Raw genomic sequence first — 20,347 nt, 5'->3', positions numbered from 1 at the left:
GTGCGGAGGAATTCAGGCCTCTTCGCTAGCCAGCTCTGCATCGTGAGCGATCAGTGCGACCAGAGCGTTCTGCTGGCGTCGCGACAGCTGACGGAAGCGTTGCAGCAGTTCGCGTTCGTGCAGGGATAGTTCCGGACTATCCATGTGCAGATTCAGCTCGTCGCCCAGAGAGCCTTCCTGGAACAGGCTCTGTTCCAGGCGCGCAATGATTTCCGAGTTCATGCTGCGGTGATGGTTACGCGCCACGTCGGCGATGCGCTCACGCATACCGTCGGGCAGGCGGACTACAAACTTGTCAGCCGTACGGCTGGAATAGATGGCCTGTTTCATAGGGCGTATACATTAAACCGGTTAGTTCAGGAAAGCGATGCTGGCAATCAGCTACACATTGTCGCTGCTTTGACCATGTTAGGCGCTAGCCGTTCAGCCGGTGACAGCATCGGTTCGGTTTTTGATCGGTCGACTATTTGACGCCAATTACGCGACGTAATTGTGGTCCGAATACAGGCGCATTGCCAGCACCAATTGTCCGAAATGCGTACAGCTAAGCAAAACTGGTGCACTGGTCAGTATATGAATAGCCTGTAATGCCCTAGATAGAGCGGCTTCCTGATTGCCGGTCATTCAGATGGCTCGGATCTCGACAGTATCTCCGGCCGTCGCTGGCGACTAGGGAACGTTGTGCGGTGATTGGTTTGTTTGGCTGGTCAGAAGAGGGCGAATGGCATGACAAACAGGCCTCTGCCCGTTAACATGCCGCCCCGTCGCAGAGCGATCGCTGTCCCAGTAGCTCAATTGGATAGAGCATCCCCCTCCTAAGGGGAAGGTTGGAGGTTCGACCCCTCTCTGGGACGCCATACATAGAAAAGCCCGCAAGCCAAAAGCATGCGGGCTTTTTCATGAGGCAGAAATAAAAAACCGGCCGCTAGGGCCGGTTCTTATAATCGACTTTGCTGTCGATTCGGGATTTGGTCGGAGCGACTGGATTCGAACCAGCGACCTTCTCGTCCCGAACGAGACGCGCTACCAAGCTGCGCTACGCTCCGAAGGATGGCGCGCATTTTACCGAAAAAGTTTTGCGGCACAAGGGGTTAGCTGGAAGATTTTTGCAGCCACGATTCCCTGTGGCGCGGTGCACTCAGAGCTCTTTGACGGTAATGACCTGGTCCTTGTTCACCCGTGTCGGTTTGCCATCGAGTTGTTCGAATTCGTAGAAGCCGGATTCCTCATCGAACTCGGGCACGTCCGTAGTCTGAATCTGGGTGCCGTCATTGAGGGTGATGACGCTGGGCGTCGAGCAGCCGGCCAGTGCCAGCAAGCCGGTGGCGAGCAGGGCGGTCAGGGTCCGTTGGGTCATGGGTACCTCCGGGAGTCATGGGGGTACGTAAGACGAGGATTTGCCGCTGCGGTTCCCGATCAGCCGCGCAGCAGTTCCGGCGTATTGAAATTGGCGAGGCGTGTGTCTCCCGGTTCGCAGAGGAGCTCCCTCGGATCGAGCTGCAGTATCGCGCGCAACGGGCTGCGCTCGCCGTTCTGCCAGATCTGCTGCAGCGGTTGCAGCAGGCGGCGTGGCACCAGGCAGAACAACGGTTGCCACTGTTCGCCCTGGCGCACCATCACCGGCTTGCCGGGGCACTCTCGAGCCCGACAGCGCAGCTCCGCCAGAAGGCTTTCATCCGCCAAAGGCGCATCACAAGGTAGTACCAGCAGCAGTTCGTGACGCGCGGCGGCAAGGCCGCTCAGCAGGCCGGCCAGGGGGCCGGGAAAGCCCGGTTCGGCGTCGCTCACCAGTTGGTCGGCGAAAGCCGCATAGCGCTCGGCGTTGCGGTTGCAGGAGATGATCAGGTCATCGGTCAGCGGCCGAACCCGCTCATGCAGGTGGGCGATCAGCGGTTGGCCGCGCCATTCCAGCAGTCCCTTGTCCTGGCCTCCCATGCGCTGCCCGCGGCCGCCGGCCAGTAGCAGGATGGAACAGGGGGGCAGGGCAGTAGTCATGGCGGCGCTCTGGGTCGGGGCCTGTGATATAACACCGGCCAGTTTTCGCCACAACCGGATCACGCCATGAGTCACAAGGCCGAGGCGGCTTTCGTGCCGCTGAACATCGCCGTTCTTACCGTCAGCGATACCCGCTCGCTGGAAACCGACACCTCTGGCCAGCTGTTCGTCGATCGCCTCACCGCTGCAGGCCATCACCTTGCTGCGCGGGTGCTGCTGAAGGACGATCTGTACCGCATTCGCGCCCAGGTGGCGCAATGGATCGCCGACGACGAGGTGCAGGTGGTGCTGATCACCGGCGGTACGGGCTTTACCGGCCGCGATAGCACCCCGGAGGCGGTGCGCTGCCTGCTGGACAAGCAGGTGGATGGCTTCGGCGAGCTGTTCCGGCAGATATCCGTGGCCGATATCGGTACCTCCACCATTCAGTCACGCGCCCTGGCCGGCTTGGCCAACGGCACCCTGGTGTGCTGCCTGCCGGGTTCGACCAACGCTTGCCGGACCGCCTGGGACGGCATCCTCGGCGAGCAGCTGGACAACCGCCACCGCCCCTGCAATTTCGTCCCGCATCTGAAGCAGGCTTCCGCCTGCGAGAGCCGCGGATGAGCCTGCTGCCTGTTGAAGAGGCGCTGCAGCGCCTGCTCACGCTGGCCGAGGCCACGCCCATTCATGGTCGAGAAATAGTCGCGCTGGCCGCCGCCGACGGTCGTGTGCTAGCCACCGATCTGGTGGCCGGCCTCGACCTGCCGCCCTGGCCGAACAGCGCCATGGACGGCTACGCCCTCCGCCTGGCCGATGGCCAGGGCGGGCCGCTGCCGATCAGTCAGCGCATCCTCGCCGGCCAGGCTTCCGAGCCACTGCAACCCGGCACCTGTGCGCGCATCTTCACCGGTGCACCCATGCCGGCTGGGGCCGACACAGTGGAGATGCAGGAGAACGTCGAGCTGCTGGCCGATGGCCGAGTGCATTTCCGCGAGCCGCTCAAGGCCGGGCAGAACGTCCGCCCTCAAGGCCAGGAGACCCGCGCCGGCGAAATGCTGCTGCACGCCGGCACCCGCCTGGGCCCGGTCGTGTTGGGTCTGGCCGCGTCGCTCGGCAGCGCTGTTCTGGCGGTGCGGCGCAAGCCGCGAGTGGCGGTGATCTCCACGGGGGACGAGTTGATCGAGCCCGGCCACCCGCTGGGTCCGGGGCAGATCTACAACAGCAATCGCAGCCTGCTCTGCGCCTGGCTGCAACGCCTGGGCTGCGAGGTGCGCGATGCCGGCATCCTGCCGGACGATGCGCAGCGCACCCGCGAAGCGCTGGCGGCGCTGGGTGATGCCGACCTGATCCTGTCCACCGGCGGCGTGTCGGTGGGCGAGGCCGACTACCTCGGCCAGGTCTTGCACGAGGAGGGTGAGCTGGCCCTGTGGAAGCTGGCGATCAAGCCGGGCAAGCCACTGACCTGCGGCCACTTCCGTGGTGTGCCGGTGCTGGGGTTGCCGGGCAATCCGGCCTCGACTCTGGTGACCTTCGGCCTGCTGGCGCGTCCCTATCTGCTGCGTCGCCTCGGCGTGCAGCGGGTCGAACCGTTGGCGTTTCAGGTGCCGGCCGGCTTCGCCTGGAACTCGGCGGGTAAGCGTCGCGAATACTTGCGTGCACGCATCGAGGATGGTCGCGCCGTGCTCTACCCGAACCAGAGCTCCGGTGTGCTGCGCAGCGCCGCCTGGGCCGATGGCCTGGTAGAGGTGCTGGAAGACCGTACCTATGCCGAAGGCGACTCGCTGCGCTTCATCCCACTGGGCGAGCTGCTGGCCTGAGCTTGAGCGCGCTGCTCTAGAGCGGCGCGCCCTTGCGGCTTTCGCGGTATTCGCCCGGCGTCATCCCGGTCCACGCCTTGAAGCTGCGGTGGAACGAGCGCGACTCGGTGAAGCCCAGGTAGCTGGCAATATCTTGGATCGCCAGGTCGCTGCGCAGCAGGTAGTGCTCGGCAAGCTCCTGGCGCAGCTGGTCGAGGATTTCCTGGTAGCTGGTGCCGGCCTGCTGCAGATGGCGCTGCAGGGTGCGCACCGTCATATGGAATTTCTCGGCGACCTTTTCCTTGCGCGGCAGACCGTCCTTGAGCAGCAGGCGCAGGGCGTTCTTCACCCGTTGCGGTAGCGGCTCGTTGTCGTCCAGCCCGGCCATCATAGTCAGCGCGTGTTCTTCCAGGGTGCGCAGCAGGTTGGCGTCGGCCTGGCGCAGGGGAATGCTCAGGTAGTCCAGTGGCACCAGCAGGGCATTGCTCGGTTGGCTGAACAGCACCGGGCAGCCAAATACCTCTTCGTAGTCCGCCTGCGGCGCCTCGTCAGGGCGCGCGTGTTCGAACCAGACTTCGCGCGGCGAGCGGTCCATGTCGGCGATCCAGCGGGCGTAGAGCATCCACGACGCCAGCACGTTCTCCACCATGTGCCGGCGGATGCCCGGGTGCTCGTGGCGGCAGTTCCAGATCAGCCGCACATGGTCGCCGGCCAGCTCCAACTGGCTAGTACCCATGTCGCCGACCAGTTTCTCGTAGGGCACGATGCGGCTCATCGCCTCGCCGAGGGTGGCGCAGTTCATGGTGATGTAGCCGAGCACGCTCCATGAGCCGGGTTGCACGTAGCGCGCGGCATGCAGGCCGAACAGCGGGTCCCCGGAAACCTGCATCAGGTGCTCCAGCAGGCGCTCGTGGACCTCGCTGGGCAGGCGCTTGCCGTTGTCCGCCAGGTCCTCGGCGCTGATGCCGGCGACGGCGCGAGCATTCTCAACGTCCAGGCCGAGATGTTCGGCGTGGCGCAGGTACTTGAGCAGGGCGGGGACCGAGGTATAGCCGAGGGTCAGCATGGTCGATTCTTGTTGTTCTGCTTGTCTTGATTGGCGACAGCCGCTGTCCCGATTCGACAGTGACCGGAGCGGGCGGCTGGCTAGTATAGGCAGCCATCGATCATCAGCGGAACTGTGAGGAAAGGACGGATGCGACGTTGGAACGGATGGGGCGACGAAGCCACCCAGGTAGAACTGCCGGCCCATGGCGGCGCCTTCCTTGCCGAGCGCGTCGGCGCCGGCCAGCGCCTGGCGGACGCCAGCCTGGAGCAGGTGCTGGCGCGCGTACCGCAGTCGCGCCTGGTCACCCGCCATCCGCTGGTCAGCATCGATGCGGAGGTGCGCGTGCGCCATGCCCGTGGCCAGAGCCTGCCGGACTGGCTGGCCATGCGCTCCGGCGATTTCGGCGTGTTCCCCGATGGCGTGGCCCTTCCGGAAACCGCGGCGCAGATCCGCGAGCTGCTGGTCTGGGCGCAGCAGCAGGACGCCATCGTCATCCCCTACGGCGGTGGCACCTCGGTGGCCGGTCACATCAATCCGGCGGCCGGCGACAAGCCGGTACTGACCCTGTCGCTGGAGCGCATGACCCAGCTGCTCGACCTCGACGAGCAGAGCCAGATCGCCACCTTCGGCCCTGGCGCTAGCGGCCCGCAGGTGGAGGCGCAGCTGCGCGCTCGCGGCTACACCCTCGGCCACTTCCCGCAGTCCTGGGAGCTGTCCACGCTCGGCGGCTGGGTGGCCAGCCGCTCCAGCGGCCAGCAGTCGCTGCGCTACGGGCGCATCGAGCAGCTGTTTGCCGGCGGCAAGGTCGAGACCTTCGCCGGCACCCTGGAGATTCCGACCTTCCCGGCATCGGCCGCCGGTCCGGACCTGCGCGAGTTGATCCTCGGCAGCGAAGGACGCTTTGGGGTGATCTCCGAAGTGCGCGTGCGGGTGACCAAGCTGGCCGAGCAAGAGAAGTTCTTCGCTGTGTTCCTGCCCAGTTGGCAGCAGGCCCTCGCCGGTATCCGTGCTCTGGCCCAGGCGCGCGTGCCGCTGTCGATGCTGCGCCTTTCCAACGCCATCGAGACCGAGACCCAGCTGGCCCTGGCCGGCCATCCGGAGCAGATCGCTTGGCTTGAGAAATACCTGGCCTTGCGTGGCGCCCGCGTCGGCAAGTGCATGCTGACCTTCGGCGTCACCGGCAATCGCGCGCAGAACGCCCTGTCGGTCAAGCAGGCCAAGCGCATCCTGCGCGCCGAGGGCGGCGTGTTCACCGGCACCCTGCTGGGCAAGAAGTGGGCGGAAAACCGTTTCCGTTTCCCCTACCTGCGCCATGGCCTGTGGGAGGCCGGCTACGCGGTGGACACCCTGGAGACGGCGACCGACTGGAGCAACGTCGACAACCTGCTGAACAAGGTTGAGGCCAGCCTGCGTCAGGGCCTGGCGGACGAGGGCGAGCAGGTCCACGTGTTCACCCACCTGTCCCACGTCTATGGCGAGGGCTCGAGCATCTACACCACCTACGTGTTCCGCCCGGGCAGCAGCTACGAGCAGACCCTGGTGCGCTGGAGCAAGCTCAAGCACGCGGCCTGCCAGACCATTGCCGGCAACCGCGGCACTATCAGCCACCAGCACGGCGTCGGTCGCGACCACGCGCCGTATCTGGCGGCGGAGAAGGGCGAGCTGGGCATGGCGGCGCTCAAGGCCATGGCCCAGCACTTCGACCCCGAGCAGCGTCTGGCCCCTGGCGTTCTGCTGAAAACCCATGAATAAGCCCGCTGCGCACCCCGAGAGTGGCGTGACTCGCTACGCTCGCCCTGCGGGCCTGCCTGCGGCAGTTCAGCCGCAAGCGGCTGTGAGGCGGTGCTCGCTCCTCGCCTATCGCCTTAATATGTCTCGCCGCTGCGCTCCCTCCGCCTTGCTCTCGGGGCGCTCGAGGCTTCTTCAAGGGTTTCGATAATGCAGAGCTGGAACGCCACCTGGCGTGAAACCGCGCTGCCGGAGCTGGCGGCGCGTGACTGGGACCTGATCGTGGTCGGCGGCGGCATCACCGGTGCCGGCATCCTGCGCGAGGCGGCCCGACGTGGCTGGAGCTGCCTGCTGTTGGAGCAACGCGATTTCGCCTGGGGCACCTCCAGTCGTTCGTCAAAGATGGTCCACGGCGGCCTGCGCTACATCGCCAAGGGCCAGCTGGCGCTGACCCGCGACTCGGTGCGCGAGCGCCAGCGCCTGCTCGGCGAGGCGCCGGGCCTGGTCGACCCGCTGCCGTTTCTATTCCCGCATTACCGTGGCCGCTTCCCCGGTCCCAAGGTGTTTGGCGGCCTGCTCGGTGTGTACGACGCCCTGGCCGGCCAGCGCCTGCACCGCTATCACCCGCTGGCCGAGCTGCGCTATCTAGCGCCGGGCCTGCAGGAGCAGACGCTGCTCGGTGCGACCCGCTTCACCGATGCGGTCACCGACGATGCGCGCCTGGTCATGCGTGTGCTGGGCGAGGCGCGTGCCGATGGCGGCGAGGCGCTCAATGGCATGCGGGTGGTCGAGCTGAGTCGCGACAACGGCCGGGTGGTCGGGTTGGTGGCCGAGGATGTGGAGAGCGGCCAGCACGTTGCCTTCCGCGCCCGCGCCGTGGCCCAGGCCACCGGTGCCTGGGCCGACGAGCTGCGGCAGAAGACCGGCCTGGAACATATCCGCCCGCTGCGCGGCAGCCATCTGCTGCTGCCTGCCTGGCGTCTGCCGGTGGCCCAGGCCATCAGCTTTATGCACGCCGACGACAAGCGCCCGGTGTTCGTCTTTCCCTGGGAAGGCGCCACGGTGGTCGGCACTACCGACCTGGACCACGGCGAGTCGCTGGGCCAGGATGCGTGCATCAGCGCCGAAGAAGTGGATTACCTGCTGGCGGCCTGCGCCAGCGTGTTTCCGCATGCCGGCATCGGACGCGCCGATGTGCTGTCCACCTGGGCCGGCGTGCGCCCGGTGGTCAGCGAAGGGGAGAGCACCGGGCGCAAGCCCTCGGACGAGAAGCGCGAGCACGCCCTGTGGAGCGAGCCTGGCTGCGTGACCCTGGCCGGCGGCAAGCTGACCACCTTCCGCCTGCTGGCCCTGGAAGTGTTGCGCGCCTGCGCGCCCATGGTTGGCCGCGAGGTGACGGATGCCGGTCAGCAGGTGTTCCGTAGCGCTAAGCCTCAGGTGCTAGCGGGTCTGGGTATGGCCCAGCAGCGCCGCCTGACCGGTCGCCATGGTGCTGCACTGCCGCGCCTGGCGCGGATGATCGACGAACTTGGCAATGCCTGCATCGGTGCCAGCAACACGCTGTGGGCCGAACTGGCCCTTGCCTGCGACGAGGAGCTGGTGCTGCACCTGGATGACCTGCTGCTGCGCCGCACCCGTATCGGCCTGCTGCTAGCGGGCGGTGCCGTGGACGAGCTGCCGCGCATCCGCGAGCTGTGCCAGCCGCGCCTGGGCTGGAGCGATGCGCGCTGGGACGAAGAACAACAACGCTATCTGGCGCTGTGGCATAGCTGCTACAGCCTGCCTTGAACTGCCTGGAAACCGACGTGACCGAACAACGCTACCTGCTGGCCATCGACAACGGCACCCAAAGCGTACGCGCGCTGCTCTTCGACCTGGCCGGCAACTTGGTCGGCAAGGGCAAGGTGGAGCTCGAGCCCTACTATTCCGAGCATCCCGGCTGGGCCGAGCAGGACCCGGAGTACTACTGGGCCAGTCTCGGCGAGGCCTGTCGGCGGCTGTGGGCCAGCGTCGAGATCGACAGAAGCCAGATCGCCGGCGTTTCGGTCACCACCCAGCGCGGCACCCTGATCAACGTGGATGAGGCCGGCAAGCCGCTGCGCCCGGCCATTCTCTGGCTGGACCAGCGTCGCGCCGAGGTGGAGGGCAGCATCACCGGGCCCTGGGGCTGGCTGTTCAAGCTGATCCGCGAAGAGGCGACGGTGGACTACTTCCGCGCTCAGGCCGAGGCTAACTGGGTCGCTCAACAGCAGCCGGACATCTGGGCGCGCACCCACAAGTTCCTGCTGCTCTCGGGCTTCCTCACCCACCGCCTGAGCGGGCGTTTCGTCGACTCGGTGGGCAGTTGCGTGGCCTACCTGCCGTTCGACTACAAGCGCCTGTGCTGGGCCAAGCCCAGCGACTGGAAGTGGCAGGCCATCCCGGTGCGCCCGGACATGCTGCCGGAGCTGGTCAAGCCGGGCGAGCGCATCGGCAGCATTACCGCCGAGGCCAGCGCCCATACCGGCATCCCCGAAGGGTTGCCGCTGATCGCCGCGGCCTCGGACAAGGCTTGCGAGGTGATCGGCGCCGGTGGCGTAGAGCCGAGCACGGCGTGCCTGTCCTACGGCACCACGGCGACCATCAACACCACCCGTGCCAAATACCTAGAGACCATCCCGCTGATTCCGCCATACCCGGCGGCGATTCCCGATCATTTCAACACCGAGGTCATGATCTTCCGTGGCTTCTGGATGGTTAGCTGGTTCAAGGAACAGTTCGGCCATGCCGAGCGCCAGCGTGGCCTGGAGCTGGGCGTGGAGGCCGAGACGCTGTTCGACGAGCTGGTCAACAGCGTGCCGCCGGGCTCCATGGGCCTGACCCTGCAGCCGTTCTGGTCGCCGGGCATCCGCGAGCCGGGGCTGGAGGCCAAGGGCTCGATCATCGGCTTCGGCGATGTACACACCCGCGCGCACCTGTACCGGGCGATCCTCGAAGGCCTGGCCTACGCCCTGCGCCAGGGCCGCGAGCGCATCGAGAAGCGCTCCGGCACCCGTATCGAACGCCTGCGTATCTCCGGTGGCGGCTCGCAGAGCGATGCGGCCATGCAGCTGACCGCCGATATCTTCAACCTACCGGCCGAGCGCCCGCACCTGTACGAGACCTCCGGCCTGGGCGCGGCCATCGACTGCGCCGTCGGCCTCGGCCTGCACCCGGACTTCCCCACGGCCATTGCCGCCATGACCCGCGTCGGCAAGGTGTTCCAGCCCAACCCGCAGGCGGTGGCGGTCTACGAGCGGCTGTACCGCGAGGTCTACCTGCGCATGTACAAGCAGCTCAAGCCGCTCTACGGCAGCATTCGCGAGATCACCGGGTATCCCGCATAGCCATTGCCTAAGCGCAGCGCGGCGGTGGAAACTGCCGGGGCATAGCTGACGACAGGGATGTGCATGAAGATCGTATGGGGATTGGTGATCGGGATTTCGATCCTGCATTACACAGTGATGGGCTATGCAGGCGACTACCCCTCGCGTGAGGCGGAGAACCTGATGGCCTGGGCCTTCGCCCTGACGCTGGCCTACTGGTGCCTGGCTGACGCCAAACGGCGTGGTTACCACCCTCCCTACGAGTTTGGCGCCTTCCTGTTCTTCCTTTGGCCGTTGGTCCTGCCGGTTTACTTGATACACAGTCGTGGCTGGCGGGGCTTGCTGCCTTGCGCTGGCTTATTTCTGCTGTCACTGCTTCCTTGGCTGAGTGGAGAGGCTGCGTACTATCTGGGCTGAGGCCCGCTAGGCTCCGCGAACGGCACTTTCAGTTAATGGCAGCAGTCTGCTTTATTCGGAGCAACGGGAGGGAGTTCATGGCTGTAGAGCGCAAGGCGCTGCTGATCCTGCATGGCAAGCAGGCGCAGAACGAGGAGGTGAGGGCCGCGGTGATGGCGCTGCGCGAGAACGGCTGGGAGCTGGCCGTGCGCCTGACCTGGGAAGGCGGCGATGCCGCCCGGCTGGTGGATGAGGCGCTGGCCGCCGGCTATCCGACTCTGATCGCCGGAGGCGGCGACGGCACCCTGCGCGAGGTGGCCGAGGCCATGGCGCTGGCGGGTAGCGACGCTTCCCTGGCCTTGCTGCCGCTGGGCACCGCCAATGACTTCTGCCGCGCCGCCGGGATTCCGCTGCCTCCGGCGGAGGCCTTGTCTCTGCTGGAGTTCGAGCCGCGTTCGATCGATCTGGGCGAGGTGGACGGGCAGTTGTTCCTCAACATGGCCACTGGCGGCTTTGGCTCCAAGGTCACCGCCAATACCTCGGAAGAGCTGAAGAAGATGCTCGGTGGCGCCGCGTATTTCCTCACCGGGCTGACGCGCTTTCCCGAGGTGCATTCCGCTTTCGGCCGCTTCAGTGGGCCCGGCTTCACCTGGGAGGGGGATTTCCTCGCCCTCGGCATCGGCAACGGGCGCCAGGCCGGCGGCGGCCACGTGATGTGCCCGCAGGCGCAGATCAATGATGGTTTGCTGGATATCTGCATAGTGCCGGCGCCACAGGACGTGGTCGGTACCCTGGGCACGCTGCTGTCCGGTGGCATCCTCGGACTGGAGTCGGTGTCGATCAGCGCGCGTTTGCCGTGGCTGGACGTGGAGGCACCGGAAGGGCTGGACATCAATCTGGACGGCGAGCCCATGGAAGGCCAGCGTCTGCGCTTCTCCGCGCGCTCGGGCGCACTGCGCCTACACCTGCCTGATATCTCTCCCCTGCTGCAGGGCAGCTAGGCTAGTCGTCGGCGCGGATGATGCCCTCGCGCAGGGCGTACAGCACCAGCCCCGGCACGTCGTGGATATCCAGGCGCTTCATGATCTGTGCGCGGTGCGCTTCCACCGTCTTCACGCTGAGATTGAGGCCCTCGGCAATGGCGCGGGTCGAGGTGCCGCGCGTGATCAGGCGCAGGATCTCCACCTGACGCTGGGTCAAGCCATGGTCGCTCGAGGGCTGTTCGTTGGACAGCGCCTGTTCGATCACCGGTTGAGCGATGGCCGAACTCAGGTAGCGTTCGCCGCGACCGATGGCGCAGAGCGCCAGGTGCAGCTCGGCCATGGCTGCGTCCTTCAGCAGATAGCCATGGGCGCCGCGGCGCAAGGCGTCGAGTACCACTCCGGCTTCGTTGTGCATGGAGAGCATCAACACCTTGCTGGTGGGCGCGACCTCGGCCAGCGGCTTGATGGCGTCCAGGCCACTGACGTCCTTCATCGAGATATCGAGCAGGATGATGTCCGGTTTCAGTTCGCGGGCCTGTTCGACCACCTGCTGACCGTCCTCGGCCTCACCGACGATCTCGAAGCCGGGTAATTCATCCACCATTGCGCGCACACCGATTCGGATCAGCGCGTGGTCGTCCGCGAGGAGGACGCGGCAGCTCATGGCCGCGCCCCAACGGTTGCTCTGTAGCAGGCTGCGCAAGGCGCAAAAGGGGAAAGCATCGTTCGGTTCCCTCCCGTTCTGCCCCGTTTTCCGACAGGGCGTCGACCAGAGGTCGACGTCGGGGCTAGGTGATTTCACTCTAGCTAAGGATTCGTCCGATTGGTCAAGGTTCTGCCGAAAAGACCTACGGTCATGTCCGTCCGTACTGGACGATCAGCGCCGGCAGGCTCTGCAGCGCCTCGCTGCTCTGCGCTGCGCCCAGGCGCAGAGCCTCCTTGGGCATGCCGAAAACCACGCAGCTGGCTTCGTCCTGGGCGACGGTGCGGGCGCCGGCCTCGCGCATGGCCAGCAGACCGCGGGCGCCGTCGTCGCCCATGCCGGTCATGATCACGCCCAGGGCGTTTGGCCCGGCGTGGCGGGCGACGGAACGGAACAGCACGTCCACCGACGGCTTGTGCCGGTTCACTGGTGGCCCGTCGAGCACTTCGACGAAGTACTGCGCGCCGCTGCGCTTGATCTGCATGTGGCGGCCGCCTGGCGCTACCAGGGCCAGGCCGATGCGCACCCGGTCCATGTGCTTGGCCTCGCGCACCTCGATGCGACAGATACTGTCGAGACGCTGGGCGAACGCGGCGGTGAACTTCTCCGGCATGTGCTGGACGATGACGATGCCCGGGCAGTCCACCGGCAACTGGCGCAGCAGTACCTCCAGAGCCTGGGTGCCCCCTGTGGACGTGCCGAGGGCGACCACCCGGTCGGTGGTGGCGAAGCCGACGCTGCCGCTGCGTTCAGCCTTGGCTGTTCCCGGCGCTGGGGCTACTGCGGTACTGGTCGGTACCGCCGAGGTCCGGGGCATGGCGCGCGGATGGCAGCGGGCGGCGGTTTCGATCTGCTTGATCAGGTCGCCGGAAATCTGTTGCAGGCTGTCTTTCAGGCCCAGGCGGGCTTTGGTGAATACGCCAACCGCGCCGGCGGCCAGCGCCTCCAGGGTGATATTGGCGCCAGCCTCGGTGAGCGTGGAGCAGATGATCGCCGGCGTCGGGCGCTCGGCCATGATCTTGCGCAGGAAGGTAATGCCGTCCATGCGCGGCATCTCCACGTCCAGCACCAGCACGTCGGGCCAATCCCTGTTCATCTTTTCCAGGGCGAACAGCGGATCGGCGGCCTGGCCGCTCACGCACATGCCCGGGTGGCCGTCGATGCAGGCGGTGAGCACCTGACGGACCAGGGCCGAGTCGTCGACGATGAAGACCTTGATCATGGCAGCCTCAGGTGCGCTCGAACACGGAAGGGCGAACGTTGCGCAGCGGCAGCTGGAAGCCGTGCAGGCTCTCGGCATGGCCGATGAACAGCAGGCCTCCGGGGCGCAGTCGACCGACCAGGCGTTCGACGATGGCGCGCTTGTCCGGGTTGCTGAAGTAGATCAGCACGTTGCGCAGGAAAATCACGTTGAAGGGTCCGACTTCCGACGGCAGGTCGCGCATCAGGTTGAGTTCGGCGAAGGCCACCCGATGGCGCAGCGGCTGGCCGATGCGAAAGCTACCCTCGTGGCCGCCGACCCCTCGCAGGCAGTGGCGTTGCAGCCAGCCGGCAGGGAACTGGGCGGACTGGTCCAGTGGGTAGATGGCCTGGCGAGCGCGCTCCAGCACGCGCTGGCTGAGATCGCTGGCGAAGATCGACCAGTGCGGGGTGCGAGCGTGTTCGGCAAGAGTCATAGCCATGCTGTAGGCCTCCTCGCCGGAAGAGCTGGCAGCGCTCCACAGGTGGATCGGGCCGCGCTGGCTGGCGACCCATTCGCCAAGGAAGTCGAAGTGCTTGGGCTCGCGGAAGAAGTAGGTCTCGTTGGTGGTCAGCAGGTCGATCACCAACCGGCGTTCGCTCTGGTTGGCCGGCTGGCGCAGGAAGTTGACGTACTCGTAGAAGTCGCCCTGGTCCAGCTCGCGCAGGCGCGACATCAGGCGTCCGGCCACCAGCATGCGCTTGCTATCGGCCATGTGGATGCCGGAAACCTCCACCATCATCTGCTGCAGGTAGCGGAACTCGTCGTCGGACAGCTTGGGCAGGTGCCGATGGACCATTAGCCCGCCTGTTGCGCCAGGCTCAGCTGACGGATGTCGTCCAGCGACAGCACCCGGCGCACGTCGACGATAATGGTGAAACCCTGCTCGTCGCGAGCCATACCGGCGATGAAGTCGGTGCGAATGCCGGTGCCGAACGGCGGAGCCTGCTCCACGTCGCGTGGGTCGATATCGAGCACGGCGTCCACCGCATCGACCACCAGGCCGATGCGCTGGGCCTGGCCGTTGCCATCTAGCTCCAGCTCGATGATGACGATGCAGGTGCGCTTGCCCGGCTCGGTCAGGTCGAGGCCAAAGCGCGCTGCCAGGTCGAGCACCGGCACCACGTTGCCGCGCAGGTTGATCACGCCGTGGATGAAGGCGGGCATCATCGGTACGGCCGTGACCTGGCCGTATTCGATGATCTCCCGCACCAGTTCGATCGGCAGGGCATAGCGCGCCTGGCGCACGCGGAATGAAAGGTGCTGGACACTGTCGTCCAGTACCTCGTTGCTGCGGGTAGCGGTGATGGCGTTCATGCAACCCCCATCAGTTGAAGCTGACGAACTGGCCTTCGTCCGGCAGTGCCTGCTGCGGACGGCGCTCGGGGCGGCGCAGTTCGCGCAGGTTGCTCGGTCGCGGCGGCTCGGCGCGGCGCGATGCGAAGCCGGCGGGTTGGTTGTCCAGGCGGAAGTAGCCGATCAGTTCCAGCAATTGACCGGCCTGGGAGTTCATTTCCTCGGCGGTAGCGGCCAGCTCCTCGGAGGCGGAGGCGTTCTGCTGGGTGATCTGGTTCATCTGGCCCATGGCAATGTTGATCTGCGCCGCGCCGCTGCTCTGCTCCTGCGAGGCGGCGGTGATTTCCTGGACCAGGTCCGAGGTCTTCTGGATGTTCGGTACGATTTCGTCGAGCAGGGCACCGGCCTGCTCGGCCAGATGCACGCTGCTACCGGCCACGCCGCCGATCTCCTGGGCGGCGATCTGGCTGCGCTCGGCCAGCTTGCGCACCTCGGCGGCGACCACCGCGAAGCCCTTGCCATGGTCGCCGGCGCGGGCGGCCTCGATGGCGGCGTTGAGCGCCAGCAGATTGGTCTGGTAGGCGATGTCGTCGATGATGCCGATCTTGTCGGCGATCTGCTTCATCGCCTGGACCATCTCGCGCACGGCGTTGCCACCCTGCACGGCATCGTTGGCGGCCTTGCCGGCGATGCCATCGGTAACCCGCGCGCTGTCGGTGTTCTGGGCGATGGAGGCGGACATCTGCTCGACCGAGGCGCTGGTCTCCTCGACACTGGCGGCCTGTTCGGTGGCAGCCTGGCTTAGCGACTGCGAGGTGGCGCTGACTTCCTCGGAAGCCGAGGACAACGAGTCGGCAGCGCTGCGTACATCGGCCATGACGCTGCGCAGGCGCTCGGTCATATGCTTCATCGAGGCCAGCAGACGGCCGGTTTCGTCGCGGCTGTCGGCTTCTACCGTCACGCTCAGGTCGCCTTCGGCCAGACTGTCGGCGACGCTCACGGCGCGGTTCAACGGACGGGTGATGGAGCGGGTGACCAGTATGCCGATGGTGAAGCCGAGGCCGGCAGCGATCAGGATCAGCACGATCATCTGGGTGCGCGAGCCAGTGTAGATTTCGGTGATGCTGTCGTTGGCCTCCTTGGCGCGGGCCTTCTTCTGGCCTACCAGTTCGGCGATGGTCGCGTCGGCCGCACTGCCATGAGCGCGCAGCTGCGGCATCAGGGCAGTGAAGGCGCTGTTCTGGGTCAGGTCAGTATTCTTGTTGGCTTCCAGTATCTGTAGCGCGGTTTTTTCGTATTCACTGAGCTGGGTGTCGAGCTCCGCCAGTCTGGCCAGCGATTGCTCGCTGTTGAAGCTGGCTCGTGCCTTGTCCAGATTCATGTGCAGTGCCTTGATCGCTTCGTGCACTTGCGCGGCTGTGCTCTCGCGCTCCGGCAGCGAGGTGGCCAGCAGGTTGCTGCGCAGGTGGCGGCCCAGGTAGATGAGGTCCATGTTGGCGCTCATCATGCTGTCCAGCGCCTGCATCTCGCGACTGTACATCCTGTCCGACAGCTCGTTGACCTTGGCCAGGTTGATGATGCCGAGTGCGCCGACCAGGGCGGTGAGGAGCACCACCAGGGTGAATCCGGCGATCAGCCGTACGCCGATCTTCATATTGCGGATGAATTGCATGGTGGATCTCCTACGACCCCATCAGGTCGGGTCGCGGTTGGGGGGAACGGAATTCGCTTTCGATGTGCTGTTGCAACTGGCGCAGCAGGCTGGGTATATCGAGGATCAGGGCGATCTGCCCGGAGCCGAGGATGGTCGAGCCGCTGATGCCCTGCAGATGCTGGAACAGCAGGCCAAGCGGTTTGATCACGGTCTGCAGCTCGCCGTGCAGGCGGTCGACGATCAGCCCGGCCTGATGCCTACCCAGACTGACCACCAGAATGTTGCGTCGGCCGTGGGCGGGCGATGGCAACTCGAAGTGGGCGGCCAGGTCGATGCATGGCAGCGGTTTGCCGCGCAGGTTGAGGTAGCCGTAGCGGCCGTCGAGAGTGACGTCCAGCTCCAGGCATTCGGTGACCAGTTCCAGCGGAATGACGAAGTGCTCATCGCCGATGCCGACCAGGAAGCCGTCGATGATCGCCAAGGTCAGCGGCAGGCGGATGCGGAAGGTGCAGCCCAGGCCTGGGCGAGATTCGATCTCGATGCTGCCGCGCAAGGCGTCGATAGCGCTGCGTACCACGTCCATCCCGACTCCGCGGCCGGACAGATCGGACACCGCATCGGCAGTGGAGAAGCCAGCGGCGAAGATCAGCATGTGGGTGTCCGCTTCGCTGAGGCTGGTCTGCGGGTCGAGCAGACCGCGTTCGATGGCCTTCTCGCGGATGCGTTCGGTATTCAGGCCACGACCGTCATCCTCCACCTCGATCACGATCATGCCGGAGTCGTGGTAGGCATTGAGGCTCAGGCGACCTTCGGCCGATTTGCCGGCGGCCAGGCGCTGCTCGGCGGATTCGATGCCGTGGTCGATGGCATTGCGCACCAGGTGGGTGAGGGGATCGGCCAGTTTGTCGATGACCGAGCGGTCCAGTTCTGTGTCGGCACCGTGGATCTCCAGGCGGATCTGCTTGCCAAGTTGCTGGCTGACATCGCGCACCACTCGGTGGAAGCGGTTGAAGGTGTCGCCGATCTCGATCATGCGCAGCTTCAGCGCCGCCTCGCGGATGGCTTCCACATGCTGGTTGACCGTCTGGCTGCTCTCGATGCAGTCGGTGCTGCCCTGTAGTTGCGCCTGCAGTTGGGCGCCGGCGGCGCTGATCACCAGCTCGCCGACCAGGTTGATCAGCTCGTCCAGCTTGTTGGCGGCGACGCGGATATGGCTGCTCTCGCGTGGCGCCTTTTCGCGCGCCGACTGCTGCTTGGCGAGCGCGGCATTGACCGCCTTGGGTGGCACCATGCCGGTTTCGACCAGCACTGAGCCAAGCGGTGACTTGAGCCCGTCCTGCACGTCGTTCTGCAGGCTCAGACCTTCGGCCAGTTCATGTTCGGTGAGCAGGCCACCGGCGATGAGGATGCGGCCGATGCGCTCGTCGGTTTCCGGCAGGTCCTGGATCAGCTGGATGTATTCGTCCAGCGCGCTTTCTGGCGGCAGGATGCGCAGGGTGCAGAAGTCGCGGATGAACTCGAAGACGTCCTCGATCTCGGCCTTGCTGGCCGAGCTGCACAGGGCGATCTCCAGGCCCAGGTAGCAGCTTTCCGGGTCCATTTCGGCCAGATCGGGCATCTGCTCGGCGAGTGTCTCCAGGTGCAGGATCTCGCCCAGTCGGCCCAGGTAACGGACGAAGGAGGCAGGGTCGAAGCCGTTGCGCAGCAAATCCGCGTGGAAACGCAGGGAGATGTGCCAGGCCCCGGCGGAGTCGCAGGTGGCGCAGCGCTCCAGGCTGCCGCGGCTTGCGCAATCGTCATCGCTGTCGCGGGTGGCGATCAGTAATGGGGTATCGGTCTGCTCGGCCAGGGCAGCGAGCAACTGGCCCTGGTGCGCTTCGTCCACCGGCAGCTCGCCGCTGTCCGGGTCGATCAGCTCAAGCATCGAGCTGATCTCGTCGAGGCAGCGCAACATCAGCGAGACCATCGGCGGGGTCAGTTGGCGCTGGCCGTCGCGCACCGCCATCAGCAGGTTCTCCAGGTGGTGAGTGAAGTTCACCAGTGGGGTGAGGGTGAACAGCCCCGCCGACCCCTTGAGCGTGTGCATGGCGCGGAACAGTCCGTTGATGGCCTGCTGGTCGTCCGGCGCCTGATCCAACACCAGCAGGTACTCCTCGGCTTGCTTGGCCAGGTCGCGGCCTTCCTCGATGAAGCCGCGCAGCAACTGGCTCCACTGCTCTTCATCGAACATGGTCTTCTCCCACCGGCAAGAGGTCGTCCAGGCGCAGCAGGCCCAACAGCTCGCGTACCGGCTCGGTGGGCTCTGCCAGGCGCAGGTCGCCACCCGCCGCACGCAGGTGCCGATGTGCCGCCAGGAGCAGCTGCGCGCCAGCGCTGTCGATTTCCTGTAGCGCGGTCAGGTCCAGCTGCCAGGTGTCATCGCGGCCGCCGGCAAAGGCGGAGAGCAGGGCATCGCGCGCCTCGGCCACCTCGTAGATGGTCAGGCTGCCGCCGAGGTTCAGGCGGGCGGGGGCGGGCTGGCTCAGGTCAAACATCTCAGCTGGCCAGTTTCTCGACGGCCGAGAGCAACTGCTGGGGCTGGAACGGCTTGACGATCCAGGCCTTGGCGCCGGCAGCCTGGCCTTCGGCCTTCTTGCCCTGTTCGCTCTCGGTGGTGAGCATGACGATGGGGGTGAAGCGGTACTCGTTGCGGGTCTTGATCTCCTTGACCAGGCCGATGCCGTCGAGGTTGGGCATGTTCACGTCACTGATGATCAGGTTGATCTTCTGGCCGTTGAGTTTGCTCAGGGCGTCGCGGCCGTCGACTGCCTCGATGACCTGATGCCCGGCATTGGTGAGGGTCATCTTCACCAGTTGGCGCATGGACGTGGAGTCGTCGACGATCAGAATGGTCTTGCTCATGGTGGTCTCTCGGAAAAGGGGAATGCTCAGAAGAAGGTGATGTCGTCTTGCCTTGCCGCCGTCGCGCCGCGGCGCCCGTGGCGCTCCTCGGCGGTGGTGAACTGGCGGCGCAGGTCAGCCAGCCAGCGCTCGGGATGGAGGTCTGGCTGGTCTTCCTGGGCGGTTCGCTGCAGCCGGCCGAGATCGGCCTGGAGGTGGTCCAGCATCTGGTCCGCGCGGTCCTGGAACTGCAGGCTGACGACGATTTCCTGGATGTCGGCCTGAGTCACTCGCACGTCCTGCTGCAGCCGGCGGGTGGTTTCGGTGAGCTCGTCGAGGCTGCCGGTCAGGCCCTGCATCAGCTCGCCGGTGACTTGGTCGAGGTAGCGCAGGTTGCCTTCTTCGCTGCCGGATAGTTCCTCGGCGGCGGTGACGGTGCCGCGGATCGCGCCATTGATCTCGCCGACCTTCTCGACCATGCGCTGGCCGGTTTCGGCGGACAGGCTCGACAGCTTGCGCACTTCGTCGGCGACCACCGAAAAGCCGCGGCCATATTCGCCGGCCCGAGCCGCCTCGATAGCGGCGTTGAGGGCCAGCAGGTTGGTCTGGCTGGCGATGTCCTGCACGTGCTTGGACATGGTCTGCAGCTCACTGGCGTACTGGTTGAGGCTGCCGATGGTGGCGAGCAACTGGCGTTTGCGCTCGCCGGCGGTATGGAAAGCCTCGGATACCTCGTCGAGGCGCTGATTGGCGTGGCGCAATCCTTCGGTGATGCCGCCCCCGCCGATCACGCTCTCGGAGTGCCCGAGGGTGTGCTCGAGGCGCTGGCTCAGGCTGGCGAAGCGTTCGAACAGGCGGCCGATGTTGTCCTGCAATACGTGGCGAACCTGGCCGAGATTGTCGGCCCAGGCGGGCAGCACCACCTGCAGCAGCGGTGGATAAGCGGGCGGTTCGGCCTGCACGGGTATCGGCGCGGTATCTGCGGGGGTGATTGCGCTGAGCCTGGGTCTCAATGGAAGAGCGGCCCCGGCACCGAGCAGGAGGCCGGCTCCGGCCAGCCACGGTTGGGTGAACAGGGTGCCGGCGCTGGCGAGCGCCAGGCCGAACCAGAGTAGGCAATAGGCAAGCACTGGGCGGAGGCCTCGGGGTGGTCGACTGGATGCTGCGAACGATAGAAGCGCAGATGCATCGACGAAATCGGGGCTTCCCCTAGACGCCCCTAAGGGTGGCTCCGATGCGCGTGTCTGGTATGACCAAGCAGTCGCTGGCATGATGGCATTCGGCCGCCTTCAGTCTCGCTGC

Annotated in this window: 20 protein-coding genes and 2 tRNA genes; 8 read left to right on the top strand and 14 right to left on the bottom strand. The window is 65.8% G+C overall.

What is annotated here, in order from left to right; translation table 11 throughout:
- Positions 1-12 precede the first annotated feature (12 nt).
- Entirely contained in the window at positions 13-339 is a 327-nt protein-coding gene (locus IB232_RS04570; protein WP_192397968.1) for an Arc family DNA-binding protein, read from the bottom strand.
- Between the two features lie 441 nt (positions 340-780).
- Between IB232_RS04570 and IB232_RS04565 the strand changes: the two genes are divergently transcribed.
- Positions 781-857: transfer RNA gene (locus IB232_RS04565), tRNA-Arg, on the top strand.
- Positions 858-969: 112 nt separating this feature from the next.
- Here IB232_RS04565 and IB232_RS04560 read toward each other — a convergent pair.
- From IB232_RS04560 to mobA, 3 genes are all read right to left on the bottom strand, one after another.
- Positions 970-1,046, bottom strand: a tRNA-Pro gene (locus IB232_RS04560).
- A gap of 92 nt (positions 1,047-1,138) precedes the next feature.
- Positions 1,139-1,357, bottom strand: coding sequence for a YgdI/YgdR family lipoprotein (locus IB232_RS04555; protein ID WP_192397372.1), 219 nt, complete (start codon positions 1,355-1,357; stop codon positions 1,139-1,141).
- Positions 1,358-1,416: 59 nt separating this feature from the next.
- Positions 1,417-1,995 (bottom strand): molybdenum cofactor guanylyltransferase MobA, encoded by a 579-nt coding sequence (gene mobA / locus IB232_RS04550; RefSeq protein WP_192397371.1) that lies wholly within the window; start codon positions 1,993-1,995, stop codon positions 1,417-1,419.
- Between the two features lie 66 nt (positions 1,996-2,061).
- Between mobA and moaB the strand changes: the two genes are divergently transcribed.
- Complete coding sequence (gene moaB / locus IB232_RS04545) at positions 2,062-2,601, top strand: molybdenum cofactor biosynthesis protein B (RefSeq protein WP_192397370.1); 540 nt, start codon at positions 2,062-2,064, stop codon at positions 2,599-2,601.
- Positions 2,598-3,794 (top strand): gephyrin-like molybdotransferase Glp, encoded by a 1,197-nt coding sequence (gene glp / locus IB232_RS04540; protein WP_192397369.1) that lies wholly within the window; start codon positions 2,598-2,600, stop codon positions 3,792-3,794. Before moaB ends, glp begins: the two co-directional genes overlap by 4 nt.
- Before the next feature lie 16 nt (positions 3,795-3,810).
- On the opposite strand, the gene IB232_RS04535 is transcribed toward glp, so the two are convergent.
- Complete coding sequence (locus tag IB232_RS04535) at positions 3,811-4,839, bottom strand: AraC family transcriptional regulator (RefSeq protein ID WP_192397368.1); 1,029 nt, start codon at positions 4,837-4,839, stop codon at positions 3,811-3,813.
- Positions 4,840-4,968: 129 nt separating this feature from the next.
- Between IB232_RS04535 and IB232_RS04530 the strand changes: the two genes are divergently transcribed.
- From IB232_RS04530 to yegS, 5 genes are all read left to right on the top strand, one after another.
- A complete protein-coding gene (locus IB232_RS04530; protein WP_192397367.1) occupies positions 4,969-6,573 on the top strand; it encodes an FAD-binding oxidoreductase in 1,605 nt (534 codons plus the stop codon).
- Between the two features lie 186 nt (positions 6,574-6,759).
- Positions 6,760-8,337, top strand: a complete 1,578-nt coding sequence (locus IB232_RS04525; protein ID WP_192397366.1) for a glycerol-3-phosphate dehydrogenase/oxidase — start codon at positions 6,760-6,762, stop codon at positions 8,335-8,337.
- Positions 8,338-8,354: 17 nt separating this feature from the next.
- On the top strand, positions 8,355-9,914 hold the full coding sequence (locus IB232_RS04520; RefSeq protein WP_192397365.1) for an FGGY-family carbohydrate kinase: 1,560 nt from the start codon (positions 8,355-8,357) through the stop codon (positions 9,912-9,914).
- Between the two features lie 63 nt (positions 9,915-9,977).
- Positions 9,978-10,310 (top strand): hypothetical protein, encoded by a 333-nt coding sequence (locus tag IB232_RS04515; protein WP_192397364.1) that lies wholly within the window; start codon positions 9,978-9,980, stop codon positions 10,308-10,310.
- Between the two features lie 77 nt (positions 10,311-10,387).
- Complete coding sequence (gene yegS, locus IB232_RS04510) at positions 10,388-11,290, top strand: lipid kinase YegS (protein WP_192397363.1); 903 nt, start codon at positions 10,388-10,390, stop codon at positions 11,288-11,290.
- Position 11,291: 1 nt separating this feature from the next.
- On the opposite strand, the gene IB232_RS04505 is transcribed toward yegS, so the two are convergent.
- From IB232_RS04505 to IB232_RS04465, 9 genes are all read right to left on the bottom strand, one after another.
- Positions 11,292-11,936, bottom strand: a complete 645-nt coding sequence (locus IB232_RS04505; protein WP_192397362.1) for a response regulator transcription factor — start codon at positions 11,934-11,936, stop codon at positions 11,292-11,294.
- Between the two features lie 190 nt (positions 11,937-12,126).
- On the bottom strand, positions 12,127-13,197 hold the full coding sequence (locus IB232_RS04500) for a protein-glutamate methylesterase/protein-glutamine glutaminase (RefSeq protein ID WP_192397361.1): 1,071 nt from the start codon (positions 13,195-13,197) through the stop codon (positions 12,127-12,129).
- A 7-nt stretch (positions 13,198-13,204) separates the two neighbouring features.
- On the bottom strand, positions 13,205-14,014 hold the full coding sequence (locus IB232_RS04495; RefSeq protein ID WP_192397360.1) for a CheR family methyltransferase: 810 nt from the start codon (positions 14,012-14,014) through the stop codon (positions 13,205-13,207).
- Positions 14,014-14,532 (bottom strand): chemotaxis protein CheW, encoded by a 519-nt coding sequence (locus IB232_RS04490; RefSeq protein WP_192397359.1) that lies wholly within the window; start codon positions 14,530-14,532, stop codon positions 14,014-14,016. The genes IB232_RS04495 and IB232_RS04490 overlap by 1 nt, the downstream gene beginning before the upstream one ends.
- 10 nt (positions 14,533-14,542) lie before the next feature.
- Positions 14,543-16,183 carry a methyl-accepting chemotaxis protein gene (locus tag IB232_RS04485; protein ID WP_192397358.1) on the bottom strand — a complete coding sequence of 547 codons (1,641 nt, stop codon included), beginning with the start codon at positions 16,181-16,183 and terminating at the stop codon, positions 14,543-14,545.
- Positions 16,184-16,193: 10 nt separating this feature from the next.
- Positions 16,194-18,395 (bottom strand): chemotaxis protein CheA, encoded by a 2,202-nt coding sequence (locus IB232_RS04480; protein ID WP_192397357.1) that lies wholly within the window; start codon positions 18,393-18,395, stop codon positions 16,194-16,196.
- Complete coding sequence (locus IB232_RS04475) at positions 18,385-18,699, bottom strand: lipid asymmetry maintenance protein MlaB (protein WP_192397356.1); 315 nt, start codon at positions 18,697-18,699, stop codon at positions 18,385-18,387. Before IB232_RS04475 ends, IB232_RS04480 begins: the two co-directional genes overlap by 11 nt.
- A 1-nt stretch (position 18,700) precedes the next feature.
- Positions 18,701-19,066, bottom strand: a complete 366-nt coding sequence (locus IB232_RS04470) for a response regulator (protein ID WP_192397355.1) — start codon at positions 19,064-19,066, stop codon at positions 18,701-18,703.
- A gap of 26 nt (positions 19,067-19,092) precedes the next feature.
- Entirely contained in the window at positions 19,093-20,316 is a 1,224-nt protein-coding gene (locus tag IB232_RS04465; protein WP_192397354.1) for a methyl-accepting chemotaxis protein, read from the bottom strand.
- Positions 20,317-20,347 lie beyond the last annotated feature (31 nt).

The organism is Pseudomonas sp. PDM15 (assembly GCF_014851565.1).
Classification (GTDB): domain Bacteria; phylum Pseudomonadota; class Gammaproteobacteria; order Pseudomonadales; family Pseudomonadaceae; genus Aquipseudomonas.
Note: the sequence above shows the minus strand (reverse complement) of the source record. Positions and strands in the feature narration are given on the sequence as shown.